Raw genomic sequence first — 13,187 nt, forward strand, 5'->3', positions numbered from 1 at the left:
GGCCTTTTTTTGTCGGTTACACATCTTCACAAAGCGTTCACGCATTCTAAACTTGAACCTGACAGTGCTGGACCTTTAGCTAGGTCAAGGCGCATCTAAGACGTTCAAGAAGCTGCAGGGGAGGCGGGCATGACCCAGAAAAGCGCAAAATCAACGCTGACCACAATGAAGCGGCGCACCGCGTTGCAATTGTTGGGCGGCAGCGCCGTTGCCGCCATGGCCCCGGGTCTGAACGGCGCGATGGCTGCCGGTGCTGCGGACAACAGCAAGATTATCAAGGCACACGGGTATTCTTTTTTTGGCGACCTGAATTACCCGCCGGACTTCAAACATTTCGCTTACGTCAATCCCGATGCTCCGGTGGGCGGGCAGATATCGGTTTCAACGCGCGGCACGTTTGACGGCATGAACCGCTTTAACTGGCAGGGAAAGGCCGGACGCTACTCCGGCCTGATCGCCGAGAGCATGTTCGGCGACAGCCCCTTCGGGTCGGCCTCGCCAGCGGATTCGATCACCGAAGCTTATGGTTTGCTTGCGGAATCCGTCGAATACCCCAGCACAAAGGAATGGTGCATTTTCTACATGCGCCCCGAAGCCCGGTTCGCGGATGGAACCCCCCTGACGGCGCATGACGCCGCGTTCACCCATGAACTCTTCCTCGAACAAGGTATCCGCAGTTACGCGCGGGCGGTCAAACAGCGCATCAAAGGCTACGAGATCATTGATGACTACACGATCAAGTACAATTTCGTGGACGGTATCTCGCGCCGGTCGCTGATTTCGCAGGTCGGCGGCACGCCCGTGTTTTCGAAAGCGTGGTATGAAAAGACCGGAGAGCGACTGGATAAACAAAGCCTTCTGACCCCGATGGGCAGCGGGCCTTATGTCGTCGATGATTTTGAACTGAACCGCTACATCGTCTATCGCCGCAATCCCGATTATTGGGGCTGGCATTTGCCGATCAACGTTGGCCGCCATAACTTCGAAACGGTACGGGTCGAGTATTTCGCCGATGACGCTGCCGAGTTCGAAGCGTTCAAGGCCGGAATTTACACGTTCCGCGCCGAAGGCAGCACAAAGAAATGGGCAACCGGCTATGATTTCCCGGCGGTTCAGAACGGCTTTGTCAAGCGCGAGAGCATCCCGGTCATGTCCCCGCCGTCGCCGTCAGGCTTCATTTTCAACATGCAGCGCGCGCCGTTTGACGACATCAAGGTTCGTGAAGCCCTTGGACTGGCGTACAATTTCGAGTGGACGTCCGAGTCGCTGCAGTTCGGGCTGACGGAACAACGCCATTCCTTTGCCGAAAACTCTGAGGTCGCCGCAGATGGGCTGCCTGACGAGATGGAAACCGCGTTCCTCAAATCCTTGGGCGACCTCGTCCCCGAAGAGCTGTTTACGCAGGAAGCCGTGCGCGCGCATTCTTCGAATGCATCCCGTACCGTCGATCGCCGCAACAAGCGGACGGCGCTGAAGCTGTTCGAAGAAGCGGGCTGGACGGTTTCCAGCCAGGGCAGGCTGCAGGATGCCGAAGGCAAGCCGATGGAAATCACGATCATGCTGAATGCGTCGTCCTCGGACACGGCTGAGGCCATCGTGACGACATATGCCTCGAGCCTCGAAAGTTTTGGTGTGTCCGTGACGGTCGAAAAGATCGACAGCGCGCAATGGATCCAGCGCTATTACGACAAAGATTTTGACATGATCTTCTTCCGCAACCAGTCTTTCCTTGAGGCGGGAACGGGCCTGAAACAGGCATACGGGGCAGAGACGGCGGTGGTGTCGTCTTACAACCCGCAATCTCTGCAGGAACCTTTGGTGGATGCGATCATCGATGCCGCGCTTGACACAAAATCGCGCGAAGAGGAGATTGCCGCGCTGAAATCGCTGGACCGCGTGCTGCGCTATCTGCGCATTCAGGTTCCGACCGGCTATGTATCGGACACCTGGGTCGCCTATTACGACATGTTCGAACACCCCGAGGAATTGCCGCCTCTGGCCGTCGGGCAGTTTGACTTCTGGTGGTTCAATGACGAGAAGTACCAGAAACTGAAAGCTGCTGGCGCGGTGAGGTAACCGAATTGGGCGCGTATATTCTTCGCCGGCTTTTGCTGGTTATACCGACGTTGCTGGGCATCATGATCATCAACTTCACCCTGGTGCAATTCGTGCCAGGGGGACCGATCGAGCAGATACTGGCGCAGATGCAGGGCGAAGGGGATGTCTTTGCCGGTTTCGCAGGCGGCGAAAGTGGATCGACCGAGGAAACTTTTGGTTCAGACAGCGAATATATCGGCGCCCGTGGCCTGCCGAAAGAATTCATCGAAGAACTTGAAAAGGAGTTTGGCTTCGACAAACCGCCGGTCGAGCGGTTCCTGACCATGATGGGCAATTACCTGACGCTGGATTTCGGTGAGAGCTATTTTCGCTCGATCAGCGTGATCGATCTGGTGCTGGAAAAGATGCCGGTGTCGATCTCGCTGGGTCTGTGGTCGACGCTGATCGCCTATCTGGTGTCGATACCGCTGGGCATTCGCAAGGCGGTCAAGGACGGATCGACCTTTGACACCTGGACCAGCGGCACGATCATCGTGGCCTACGCCATCCCCGGTTTCCTGTTCGCCATTCTGCTGCTGGTGTTGTTCGCGGGCGGTTCGTACTGGCAGATTTTTCCGCTGCGGGGGCTGACCTCGGACAATTGGGAGAGCCTCAGCCTGTTTGGCAAGATTGCTGACTACATCTGGCACATCGCCCTGCCAGTGATAGCGCTGACCATTTCCGCATTTGCAACGCTGACCCTGCTGACCAAGAACTCATTCCTGGATGAGATAAAGAAACAATACGTGATGACCGCGCGCGCCAAGGGCCTGAGCGAAGGAAAAGTGCTTTATGGCCATGTGTTCCGCAACGCGATGTTGATCGTCATCGCGGGATTCCCGGCGGTGTTTATCGGCGTGTTCTTCGGCGGCTCGATCATTATCGAGACCATCTTCTCGCTGGACGGACTGGGCCGGTTGGGGTTCGAGGCTGCGGTGGCGCGCGACTACCCGGTGATCTTCGGCACGCTGTTCATCTTTGGCCTGATGGGGCTGGTGGTCGGCATCATCAGCGACCTGATGTATGTGCTGGTCGACCCCCGCATCGACTTCGAAAAGCGGGAGGGGTAAATGGCGCTTTCCCCGCTGAATCAGCGCCGCTGGCGCAATTTCCGGCGCAATGGTCGTGCCTTCTGGTCGCTGATCATCTTCTCGGTGCTGTTCGGCCTGTCTCTGTTCGCCGAGTTCATCGCCAATGACAAACCGATCCTGGTGAAATACCGCGGTGAGTTCTACACGCCGATCTTCAACTTCTATGCCGAAACCGAGTTCGGCGGCGATTTCCAGACCGAAGCGATCTATCGCGACCCTGAGGTGATGTGCCTGATCGACAGTGGCGGTCTGGAAGACTGCTTCGACGACCCCGAAGGCATCATCGATGAGATCAAGGCCGGAACCTTTCAGGCCGAAGGGTTTGAACGCGGCTGGGCGATCTGGCCGCTGATCCCCTATTCCTACAACACCAGCGTGGATCGCCCCGGTGCCGCACCTCTGCCGCCGAACGGGCAGAACCTGCTGGGCACGGATGACACCAAGCGCGATGTGCTGGCGCGGGTGATATACGGCTTCCGCCTGTCGATCCTGTTCACCCTGATCGTCACCGGGGCCGCCAGCCTGATCGGTATCTTCGCCGGGGCCATTCAGGGGTTCTTTGGCGGCTGGTTGGACCTGATCTTTCAGCGGATTATCGAGATTTGGTCCGCGACGCCTTCGCTCTACGTCATCATCATCATGTTCGCCATTCTGGGGCGAAGTTTCTGGCTGCTGGTGGCGCTGATGATCCTGTTCGGCTGGACCGGGCTTGTGGGCGTTGTGCGGGCCGAGTTCCTGCGGGCGCGCAACCTTGAATATGTGCGCGCCGCGCGGGCGCTGGGGGTGGGCAACATGACCATCATGTTCCGCCATATGCTGCCCAACGCAATGGTCGCGACGCTGACCTTCATGCCGTTCATTGTGACCGGAACCATCGGCGGTCTGGCCTCGCTGGATTTCCTTGGTTTCGGTCTGCCTTCTTCGGCCCCGTCGCTGGGGGAGTTGACCTTGCAGGCGAAACAGAACCTGCAGGCGCCGTGGCTGGCCTTCACCGCGTTTTTTACCTTCGCCATCATGCTGTCGCTCTTGGTCTTCATTTTCGAAGGCGTGCGCGATGCGTTTGATCCCAGAAAGACCTTCTCATGAGCCTGCTGGATGTGAATAACCTCAGGGTCTCGTTCCGGCAGGACGGGCAGGTGTCGGCGGCGGTCAAGGGCGTGTCCTTCACCGTGGACCGGGGTGAGACGGTGGCTTTGGTGGGCGAATCCGGCTCGGGCAAATCCGTCACCGCGCTGTCCACCGTGTCGCTGCTGGGCGACAGCGCGATTGTCGAAGGGTCTGTCACTTATGACGGGCAGGAAATGATCGGCGCGTCCGAGCAGCGCCTGATGGATGTGCGCGGCAACGATATCAGCTTCATCTTTCAGGAGCCGATGACCTCGCTCAATCCGCTGCACACGATCCAGAAGCAGATGGCGGAGTCGCTGGCGCTGCATCAGAACATCACCGGTGATGCGGCGAAAGAGCGGATACTCGAACTGCTGAACAAGGTGGGCATCCGCGACCCGCAGGACCGGCTGGACAGTTATCCGCATCAGTTGTCGGGCGGGCAGCGTCAACGGGTGATGATCGCCATGGCGCTGGCCAACAAACCGGACATCCTGATCGCGGATGAGCCGACAACGGCGCTGGATGTCACCATTCAGGCGCAGATTCTGGAATTGCTGGCCGAGCTGCAGAAATCCGAGAATATGGGGATGCTGTTCATCACCCACGACCTTGGCATCGTCCGCCGCATCGCCGACCGGGTCTGCGTGATGAAGGATGGTGAGATCGTTGAAACCGGCGTGACCACCGAGATTTTCGACAACCCACAGCACCCCTATACCCGCAAGCTGCTGGCGGCTGAACCCTCGGGCCATCCAGATCCGGTCGCCAAAGACGCGGAAGAGGTCGCCCGCACCGAGCATCTGAAAGTCTGGTTCCCGATCCAGCGCGGGTTTCTGAAACGCACGGTCGGGTATGTGAAAGCTGTCAACGACGCGACCCTCAGCGTCCGCGCGGGTGAGACGCTGGGGATCGTGGGTGAAAGCGGGTCGGGGAAGACAACATTGGCGCTGGCGATCATGCGGCTGATTGCGTCCGAGGGCGGCATCACCTTTCGCGACAAGGATGTGCGCCGCTGGTCGACACGCGAACTCAGGCGGTTGCGCAAGGACATGCAGATCGTGTTTCAGGACCCGTTCGGCAGCCTGAGCCCGCGCATGACCTGTATGCAGATCATTGCCGAAGGGCTGGCCATTCACAATGTCGACCCCCACCGCGCCCCGCGCGAGTTGGTGGCCGAGGTGATGACCGAAGTGGGCCTCGACCCCGCGTCGATGGACCGCTATCCGCATGAGTTCTCCGGCGGTCAGCGGCAGCGGATTGCCATCGCCCGCGCCATGGTGCTGCGGCCCAAGCTGCTGGTGCTGGACGAACCCACCAGCGCGCTGGACATGACGGTGCAGGTGCAGATCGTCGATCTGCTGCGCGCGCTGCAGCGGAAGTATGGACTGGCTTACCTGTTCATCAGCCATGACCTGAAGGTCGTGCGGGCGATGTCGCACAACGTCATCGTCATGCGGAACGGCGATGTGATCGAGATGGGCGCGGCCGAGGACCTGTTCGAGAACGCCCAGACGGATTACACCCGCGAACTGATTGCGGCGGCGGGCTGAAAACAGCCCGCCCTAAGCGCTCAGGCGCTCGCTTTCTCGCGTGCGGCGGATTTGGGCACCGGCCCGCGCAACTCCTCGTAGTGATCAAAGGTCAGCTTGACCCAGCCGGTGCCGCGCGTGGCGCTGGCCAGCGTGCGGTGCAACTCATCCTCGGCCACGGCGGGCAGCTGGGCGTTGAAAATCTCCCAGCCCGAGGCGTTGGGGTTGCCCTCGAACCCAAGAACCTGACCCTGCAGAGAGCTGATCGTGGGCACCAGATCGCCCACAAAGTCCGAGGGCAGGTGAATCTCTGCGCTCAGGACCGGTTGCAGCACCACCGGTTTGGCCTGCGGCAGCGCCTCGCGCACGGCGTTTTTGCCTGCGGTGCGGAAGGCATAGTCCGAACTGTCGACATTGTGGTGCTTGCCATCGCTCAGCGTGACTTTGACGTCCACGACCGGGAAACCCTCGGGCCCTTCGACCAGCGCGTCTTTTGCGCCATGTTCGACCGAGGGGATGTAGTTTCTGGGAACGGCGCCGCCTTTGACCACCTCTTCGAACTGGAAGCCCGACCCGCGCGGCATCGGCGCGATCGAGATCACAACATCGGCGAACTGACCCGCGCCGCCGGATTGCTTTCGGTGCCGGTGGCGGTGTTCGATGGTCGCGCGGATGGTTTCGCGATAGGCGGTTTCGACCGGCGAAGCCTCGATCTCGATCCCGAAATCTTCGTCCAGCTTGGCGGTCACGCGGCGCATGTGCTGGGGTCCTTGCGAGCCCAACACCGCATGGCCGCTCAGTTCGTCCTGTTCCAGATGCAGTCCCGGATCGATCTCGACCAGCCGCGACAGGGCATTCGAAAGCCGCACGTCATCGCGTTCATGGGCCGGGGATACCACCTGCCGATGCGCAACCGGGTGCGAGGCGGCCCATTCCGGCAGCGGCGAGGCCGTACTGCTGTCATAGAGAAAACCGGGGTTGAGGTGATCTGATTTCACCGCCAGCCCGATCTGGCCCGCCTCGAGCGCGCCGATCTGGGTCTTGGCGTCAAGCGTGGTCAGGTTGCCAACCGATTCACCCCCCAGGCTCTCATGCGCTTTCACGCCGTCGCCCAGACCGCGCAGGACGATGATTTTGCCGATGTGCTTTTTGACATCCGCAAAGCCTGCAATGGCACGGGCGTTTTCGGCGGCCTCGTCGCGGTCTGCGGCGATGTTGAACTCGGGCGCTTCGTGGCGCAGGGCTTTCATCAGCCGGGTCAGGCCGTTGCCGTGGCTGGCCGCGCCCAGGCAGGCCGGGATCAGCTGGTGGTTCTGCAGCACTTGCGCGGCAAGGTCATAGACCTCGGCGCTGGGGGGCTGCTTGTCTTCGATCAGTTGTTCCAGCAGGTGATCGTCGAAATCCGACAGGGTCTCCAGCAATTCGGTGCGCGCTTCCTGTTCTCGGTCCTCGACCGATTGCGGCAGTTCGATCAGGGCCGAGGGCTGCCCTTCCTGATACTTCCACGCCCGCTCCGAGATCAGATCGACCGCGCCGATGATGGCATCGCCGTCGCGGATCGGCACCTGACGCAGGGCGATGTGATTTGTGCAATAGGTCTGCAGCGCGGCGATGATGTCGCGGATACGTCCGTTGGGGCTGTCCATCCGGTTGATGAACAGGAAACAGGGAATGCCCGCCTCTTCGACCAGCCGCAGATAGGGCGCACACAGAACGGCGGCATCCGGGTCGGGCGGAACCACGACGACCGCTGCGTCCGAGATCGCCATCGCCGGGCCGACATAGGCCAGCGCATCGCCGCCGCCATCCACGTCAATCGCGCACCATGGCTCGTCCAGGTAAGAAAAACCGTGCAAATGCACGGTTCCGGAAACATCGAATGTGGTGGGCCGCCCGTCGAGGCGGCTGATAGCCTCGACCAGAGTGGTTTTGCCCGATTGGCTGGGGCCGAGGACGGTGAAAACGCGCATGAGTGCTGTCCCTCTTTCAGGTTGCAGATATACCTGCACGAAAAGGGCTGCCGCGCGCGGATGCGCTGGCAAGAACTGTCTGCGAATTCGCCTGCCTCAGGGTGCGAATGACACGTCCCGAGTGTGGAGAAAACCAGAGGCCTGCGTCAAGCCCCTGTGCCGGTATGAGCGGGGCGGGCCGGAAAACAGGCCCGCTGGTAAAGGGTCAGATTGCCGAACTGTGCCCCGCCTTGCTCAGGTCATAGGCGTCGAAACTGCGCGCGATCATCCGGGTCAGCGGGCGCGCCTCGGGCGGGATGAACAGGCCGTCATCAGTGATACGCAGCAGCCCGTCAAAGGCGGCATTTGCGGTCTTGTACATCGCGGTCAGCTCGGCTGCCGTCACGTCATGGTCGCGCAGGATTTCCGCCGAGTTGATCTGGAAATCGCACATCAGCGCCTCGATCAGCCGCGAGCGCAGGATATCCTGACCCTTGAACAGATGCCCGCGCGAGGTCGAGAAACTGCCGTCGCGGATCGCCTTGGTATGCGCAGAAGTGGCGGGCGCGTTTTGCGCATAGCCCTGCGGAAAGCGCGAGATTGAACTGGCCCCGACGCCGATCAGAACCTCGGCCTGATCGTCGGTATAGCCCTGGAAGTTCCGCTTCAGTTGACCTGCGCGCAGCGCCCGGGTCAGGCCGTCGTCCTGCGTGGCGAAGTGGTCGATGCCGATCTCAGCGTATTTGTCCCACAGGAACAGGCGGCGGGCGGTGTCGAACAGGTCCAGCCGCTGTTCAGGCGTGGGCAGAGCGTCCGAGGGGATCAACTGTTGGCGTTTTGCCATCCACGGTACATGCGCGTAGCCGTAAAGCGCCACGCGGTCGGGGCTGAGCGACAGCAGTTTCTGCACGCTTTCGGTCATCCGGGTCTTGGTCTGGTGCGGCAGGCCGAACAGGATATCGGCGTTCAGACTGCTGATCCCGCGGGCGCGAATCATGTCCACCGCGTCGCGGGTCGTATCGTAGCTTTGGATGCGGCCGATGGTCTTTTGGATCTCGTCATCAAAGTCCTGCACCCCGATCGAGGCCCGGTTCATCCCGGCCTCGGCCAGCGCATCCAGACGGGTCTCGTCGATTTCGTTGGGGTCGATTTCGACCGAAAATTCAGCATCCGGCCCCAGCGGCACGATGCCAAGGATATGCCGCGCCAGATCCCGCATCAGGTCCGGTTGCAGCAGGGTCGGGGTGCCACCGCCCCAATGCAGGCGGGACAGAACCACGCCATCGGGCAGGCGCGCGGCAAGCAGGTCCAGCTCGGCCTTCAGTACGTCCACATAGGCAATGACCGGGTTGTCGGTTTGCGTGCCCTGTGTTCGGCAGGCGCAGAACCAGCACAGCCTGCGACAGAACGGAACATGGATATACAGCGATATGGCGCTGCCGGGTTTGATCCCCGAAATCCAGTCGCCAAACACATCGGCCCCCACGTCATTGTTGAAATGGGGGGCGGTCGGATAGCTTGTGTAACGCGGGACTTTCGCGTCAAATAGTCCAAGCCGTGCCAATTGAGGTTTCACTATCATGCAGAAACCTTTAGGCATCGGATGACTTGGCTGCATTGACAGAGATCAAGTGGAAGCGCGCATGTTTGTTAAAGCACAGTTCGATCATTCCAATTGCGGAGATTGTCCGATCAGACACCGGGCGGTTTGTGCCCGTTGTGATGCGGATGAGCTCGAAGTTCTTGAGGAAATCAAGTATTACCGCAGTTTCGAAGCGGGGCAGACGATCATCTGGTCGGGCGATCAGATGAATTTCGTGGGCTCGGTCGTCTCCGGCATCGCGTCGCTGACGCAGACGATGGAGGATGGCCGGACACAAATGGTCGGCCTGCTGCTGCCCAGCGACTTCGTGGGCCGTCCGGGGCGCGAATCGGCGCCCTATGATGTGCAGGCGACCACCGATGTGGTAATGTGCTGTTTCCGCAAGAAGCCGTTCGAAGATATGATGAATTCGACCCCGCACATTGCGCATCGCCTGCTGCAGATGACGCTGGACGAGCTGGATGCGGCGCGGGAGTGGATGCTGGTGCTGGGCCGCAAGACAGCGCGCGAGAAAATTGCCAGCCTGCTGTCGATCATCGCGCGCCGCGATGCCACGATCGAACAGAAAGGACTGTCCGGACCCATCGTGTTCGATCTGCCGCTCACACGTGAGGCGATGGCGGATTACCTCGGCCTGACGCTGGAAACGGTCAGCCGTCAGATTTCAGCCCTGAAAAAGGACGGCGTCATCGCGCTGGAAGGCAAACGGCATGTCACGGTTCCGGATATGGGACGTCTGATGGAAGAGGCCGGCGACGATTCCGATGGCGGCTTTCTGGTCTGATCACGTTCCTGCGTGACCCGGCGGACCAACCGTGATCTACTGATTCTGAGAAACCGTATTTCAGGAGCAAGCCATGGAATTCAGTAGTCTTTTGGTCATGTTGGTCATCGGTGCCATCGCCGGGTGGCTGTCGGGCAAGATCATGGAAGGCCGTGGCTTTGGCCTGTTCGGCAATATCATCGTGGGCATCGTCGGCGCATTTCTGGCCGGTCTGATTTTCCCGGCCCTCGGGTTTGCGGTGGGCGGAGGTCTGTTATCCTCGATCTTCTTCGCGACCGTCGGGGCGATCATTCTCTTGTTCGTGATTGGCCTGATCCGAAAAGGCTGAACGCAAAAAACCGCCCGGCGGGGCGGCTTTTCCTTCATATCTGATCGGTTAATGGGCCAGGAAAACCGGAACCGCCGATTGTTCCAGCATGTTGCGGGTTGCGCCGCCGAGGATGGCCTCGCGAAAGCGCGAGTGGCCGTAGGCGCCCATGACGATCAGGTCCGAATCCGTGTCGGTGGCGTGACGGTTCAGTATGTCCGAGACGCGGCTCATCGTTTTGCTCAGAACATCGATCTCGCATTTCACCCCGTGACGGGCCAGCATCTGAGACAGCAGCCCGCCAGGGTCCGAGCGGTCCGGGCCGTGACGCGGCGGGTCGATCACCACGATACGCACCAGTTCCGCCTGTTTCAGAAACGGAAGGGCGCGGCGCACGGCCCGCATCGCCTCGACGCTTTCGTTCCATGCGACGATGACGTTTTGCGGCACCGAAAACGGCTGGGCGTCGTTGGGAACCACCAGCACCGGGGCGTGGCCTTCGAACATCGCGGCCTCGAGAATGGGTTCGGCTTCGGCCCCGCGATCCTCGCCATAGGGGTGGGGCAGGATCACCAGATCCGAGAACCGCGCGCGGTGCGCGACATGGCGGCCAAGATCGGCGATCTGCGCCACGCCGTTTTCGGCGGACCAGCGGATGCCGGTTTTGCCCAGGTAGTCCTTGGCATAAGCCAGAAGCTCATCCGCCTCGGCATTGGCCCGGCTCAGCGTTTCCTGCAGGATCAGGGCATTGGCCCCGGCATAATAGTAACCGGTCTGGCTGCGGTCGACGCCCAGACACAGCACCTCGGCATGGGCATCCTGCGCGTTGGCCAGCGCTGCCATCTGACCGAGAGCCGCCTGCGTGCCCTGCGTTTCGGTCATGATCGAGAGAAGAGATTTATACGCCATTTCGACCTCGTGCTTCGGGCCAAGGGCTTGCGACGCGCCGTTGGCCTTTGTTTTCATTGTATCCGTGTCATAGAAATCGGATTGTTGTCTTGACTCAGATCAAAGCAGGATGCGGTGCTGTTCGTCATTACAGCACGCAGACAAAAAGGTTTCGCGCGACACTGGAATCGCGTGGGGCACGGCAAAGGGACGCAAAATGTCGAATTACATCAAGCTGATCGTGCTTGGTCTGGTCGTGGTATTTGCCGCGATCGGGACCAATTATGCACGCGATTTGGCGTATCAGGTGCATGCTCTGCTGGTGATGCTCATCGCTGGCGGTTTGTTCATCTGGACGCTGCGAAACACAGATGAGCCAGATATTCTTGTCGATCGCTCGGGGGAATACATGGACGATGTGATCCGCTATGGCGTGATCGCAACCGCCTTTTGGGGTGTCGTCGGGTTCCTCGCCGGGACCTTTATTGCGTTCCAGCTGGCCTTTCCGGCGCTGAACTTCGAATGGGCGCAAGGCTATCTGAACTTTGGCCGTTTGCGTCCGCTGCACACCTCGGCGGTGATTTTTGCCTTTGGCGGCAACGCGCTGATCGCGACCTCGTTCTATGTCGTGCAGCGCACCAGCGCCGCGCGCCTTTGGGGCGGCAATCTGGCATGGTTCGTGTTCTGGGGCTATCAGCTGTTCATCGTACTGGCCGCGACCGGCTATGTGCTGGGTGGCACCCAATCCAAGGAATATGCCGAGCCCGAATGGTATGTGGACCTGTGGCTGACCATTGTCTGGGTCGCCTATCTGGCCGTCTATCTGGGCACGATCATCAAGCGGAAAGAGCCCCACATCTACGTGGCCAACTGGTTCTATCTGGCCTTTATCGTCACCGTCGCCATGCTGCATCTGGTCAACAACATGACCATTCCGGTCAGCATCTGGGGGTCGAAATCAGTGATCGTCTGGTCGGGCGTGCAGGATGCGATGATCCAGTGGTGGTACGGCCACAACGCCGTGGGCTTCTTCCTGACCGCGGGCTTCCTGGGCATGATGTACTACTTCATCCCGAAACAGGCCGAGCGTCCGGTGTTCAGCTACAAACTGTCGATCATTCACTTCTGGGCGCTTATCTTCCTGTATATCTGGGCCGGTCCGCACCACCTGCACTATACCGCGCTGCCCGACTGGGCCTCGACACTGGGCATGGTGTTCTCGGTCGTGCTGTGGATGCCTTCGTGGGGTGGCATGATCAACGGTCTGATGACGCTGTCGGGCGCGTGGGACAAGCTGCGCACCGACCCGGTGATCCGGATGATGGTGATTTCGGTCGGCTTCTACGGCATGTCCACCTTTGAAGGCCCGATGATGTCGATCCGGGCAGTGAACAGCCTGTCTCACTACACCGACTGGACCATCGGTCACGTGCATTCGGGCGCGCTGGGCTGGAATGGCATGATCACCTTTGGTGCGCTGTACTTCCTGGTGCCTGTCCTGTGGAAGCGCGAGCGTCTGTATTCGCTGCAAATGGTCAGCTGGCATTTCTGGCTCGCGACCATCGGCATCGTGCTCTACGCCGCGTCGATGTGGGTGACCGGCATCATGGAAGGCCTGATGTGGCGCGAAGTGGATGCCAACGGCTTCCTGGTGAATTCGTTCGCCGACACCGTGGCGGCCAAGTTCCCGATGTATGTGGTGCGTGCGCTGGGCGGTGTGCTGTTCGTCGCCGGCTCGGTGATCATGTGCTACAACCTGTGGATGACTGTGCGGAAGGCACCGGCCCGTGAGGCCAGCCTGACCGTCGCGGTCCCGGCTGAGTAAGGAG

General features: G+C 60.3%; 10 protein-coding genes. 7 read left to right on the forward strand and 3 right to left on the reverse strand.

Annotated features, from left to right (window positions below; genetic code table 11):
• Positions 1-129: 129 nt before the first annotated feature.
• The 4 genes from ACR0K1_RS22220 to ACR0K1_RS22235 are packed head-to-tail and all read left to right on the forward strand — an operon-like array spanning position 130 to position 5,848.
• A complete protein-coding gene (locus ACR0K1_RS22220; protein ID WP_480616709.1) occupies positions 130-2,076 on the forward strand; it encodes an extracellular solute-binding protein in 1,947 nt (648 codons plus the stop codon).
• Positions 2,077-2,081: 5 nt separating this feature from the next.
• A complete protein-coding gene (locus ACR0K1_RS22225; RefSeq protein WP_480851916.1) occupies positions 2,082-3,167 on the forward strand; it encodes a microcin C ABC transporter permease YejB in 1,086 nt (361 codons plus the stop codon).
• The gene (locus ACR0K1_RS22230; RefSeq protein ID WP_480851917.1) at positions 3,168-4,274 is read left to right on the forward strand and encodes an ABC transporter permease; all 1,107 of its coding nucleotides are present in this window, start codon (positions 3,168-3,170) and stop codon (positions 4,272-4,274) included.
• Complete coding sequence (locus ACR0K1_RS22235) at positions 4,271-5,848, forward strand: ABC transporter ATP-binding protein (RefSeq protein ID WP_480851918.1); 1,578 nt, start codon at positions 4,271-4,273, stop codon at positions 5,846-5,848. Before ACR0K1_RS22230 ends, ACR0K1_RS22235 begins: the two co-directional genes overlap by 4 nt.
• A gap of 20 nt (positions 5,849-5,868) precedes the next feature.
• On the opposite strand, the gene ACR0K1_RS22240 is transcribed toward ACR0K1_RS22235, so the two are convergent.
• Both ACR0K1_RS22240 and hemN read right to left on the reverse strand, forming a co-directional pair.
• Positions 5,869-7,797: an elongation factor G gene (locus ACR0K1_RS22240; protein WP_480616714.1), complete on the reverse strand. Its 1,929-nt coding sequence runs from the start codon at positions 7,795-7,797 to the stop codon at positions 5,869-5,871.
• Positions 7,798-8,002: 205 nt separating this feature from the next.
• Entirely contained in the window at positions 8,003-9,358 is a 1,356-nt protein-coding gene (gene hemN, locus ACR0K1_RS22245) for an oxygen-independent coproporphyrinogen III oxidase (protein WP_480616715.1), read from the reverse strand.
• A 61-nt stretch (positions 9,359-9,419) separates the two neighbouring features.
• Between hemN and fnrL the strand changes: the two genes are divergently transcribed.
• Together fnrL and ACR0K1_RS22255 are read left to right on the forward strand one after the other, a co-directional pair.
• On the forward strand, positions 9,420-10,163 hold the full coding sequence (fnrL, locus tag ACR0K1_RS22250) for a transcriptional regulator FnrL (protein ID WP_480851919.1): 744 nt from the start codon (positions 9,420-9,422) through the stop codon (positions 10,161-10,163).
• A 73-nt stretch (positions 10,164-10,236) separates the two neighbouring features.
• Positions 10,237-10,491 carry a GlsB/YeaQ/YmgE family stress response membrane protein gene (locus ACR0K1_RS22255; protein WP_480851920.1) on the forward strand — a complete coding sequence of 85 codons (255 nt, stop codon included), beginning with the start codon at positions 10,237-10,239 and terminating at the stop codon, positions 10,489-10,491.
• Positions 10,492-10,539: 48 nt separating this feature from the next.
• On the opposite strand, the gene ACR0K1_RS22260 is transcribed toward ACR0K1_RS22255, so the two are convergent.
• Entirely contained in the window at positions 10,540-11,379 is an 840-nt protein-coding gene (locus ACR0K1_RS22260; protein WP_480616753.1) for a universal stress protein, read from the reverse strand.
• 196 nt (positions 11,380-11,575) lie between these two features.
• Between ACR0K1_RS22260 and ccoN the strand changes: the two genes are divergently transcribed.
• Positions 11,576-13,183, forward strand: coding sequence for a cytochrome-c oxidase, cbb3-type subunit I (gene ccoN, locus ACR0K1_RS22265; protein WP_480616721.1), 1,608 nt, complete (start codon positions 11,576-11,578; stop codon positions 13,181-13,183).
• Positions 13,184-13,187 lie beyond the last annotated feature (4 nt).

The organism is Ruegeria sp. F5 (genome assembly GCF_056533845.1).

Excerpts from the sequence above, each read along its gene's own strand:
- ACR0K1_RS22240 (WP_480616714.1), bottom strand. The coding sequence starts at position 7,797 with ATGCGCGTTTTCACCGTCCTCGGCCCCAGCCAATCGGGCAAAACCACT.
- ccoN (WP_480616721.1), top strand. The coding sequence starts at position 11,576 with ATGTCGAATTACATCAAGCTGATCGTGCTTGGTCTGGTCGTGGTATTT.
- ACR0K1_RS22235 (WP_480851918.1), top strand. The coding sequence starts at position 4,271 with ATGAGCCTGCTGGATGTGAATAACCTCAGGGTCTCGTTCCGGCAGGAC.
- hemN (WP_480616715.1), bottom strand. The coding sequence starts at position 9,358 with ATGATAGTGAAACCTCAATTGGCACGGCTTGGACTATTTGACGCGAAA.
- ACR0K1_RS22260 (WP_480616753.1), bottom strand. The coding sequence starts at position 11,379 with ATGGCGTATAAATCTCTTCTCTCGATCATGACCGAAACGCAGGGCACG.
- ACR0K1_RS22255 (WP_480851920.1), top strand. The coding sequence starts at position 10,237 with ATGGAATTCAGTAGTCTTTTGGTCATGTTGGTCATCGGTGCCATCGCC.
- ACR0K1_RS22230 (WP_480851917.1), top strand. The coding sequence starts at position 3,168 with ATGGCGCTTTCCCCGCTGAATCAGCGCCGCTGGCGCAATTTCCGGCGC.
- fnrL (WP_480851919.1), top strand. The coding sequence starts at position 9,420 with ATGTTTGTTAAAGCACAGTTCGATCATTCCAATTGCGGAGATTGTCCG.
- ACR0K1_RS22220 (WP_480616709.1), top strand. The coding sequence starts at position 130 with ATGACCCAGAAAAGCGCAAAATCAACGCTGACCACAATGAAGCGGCGC.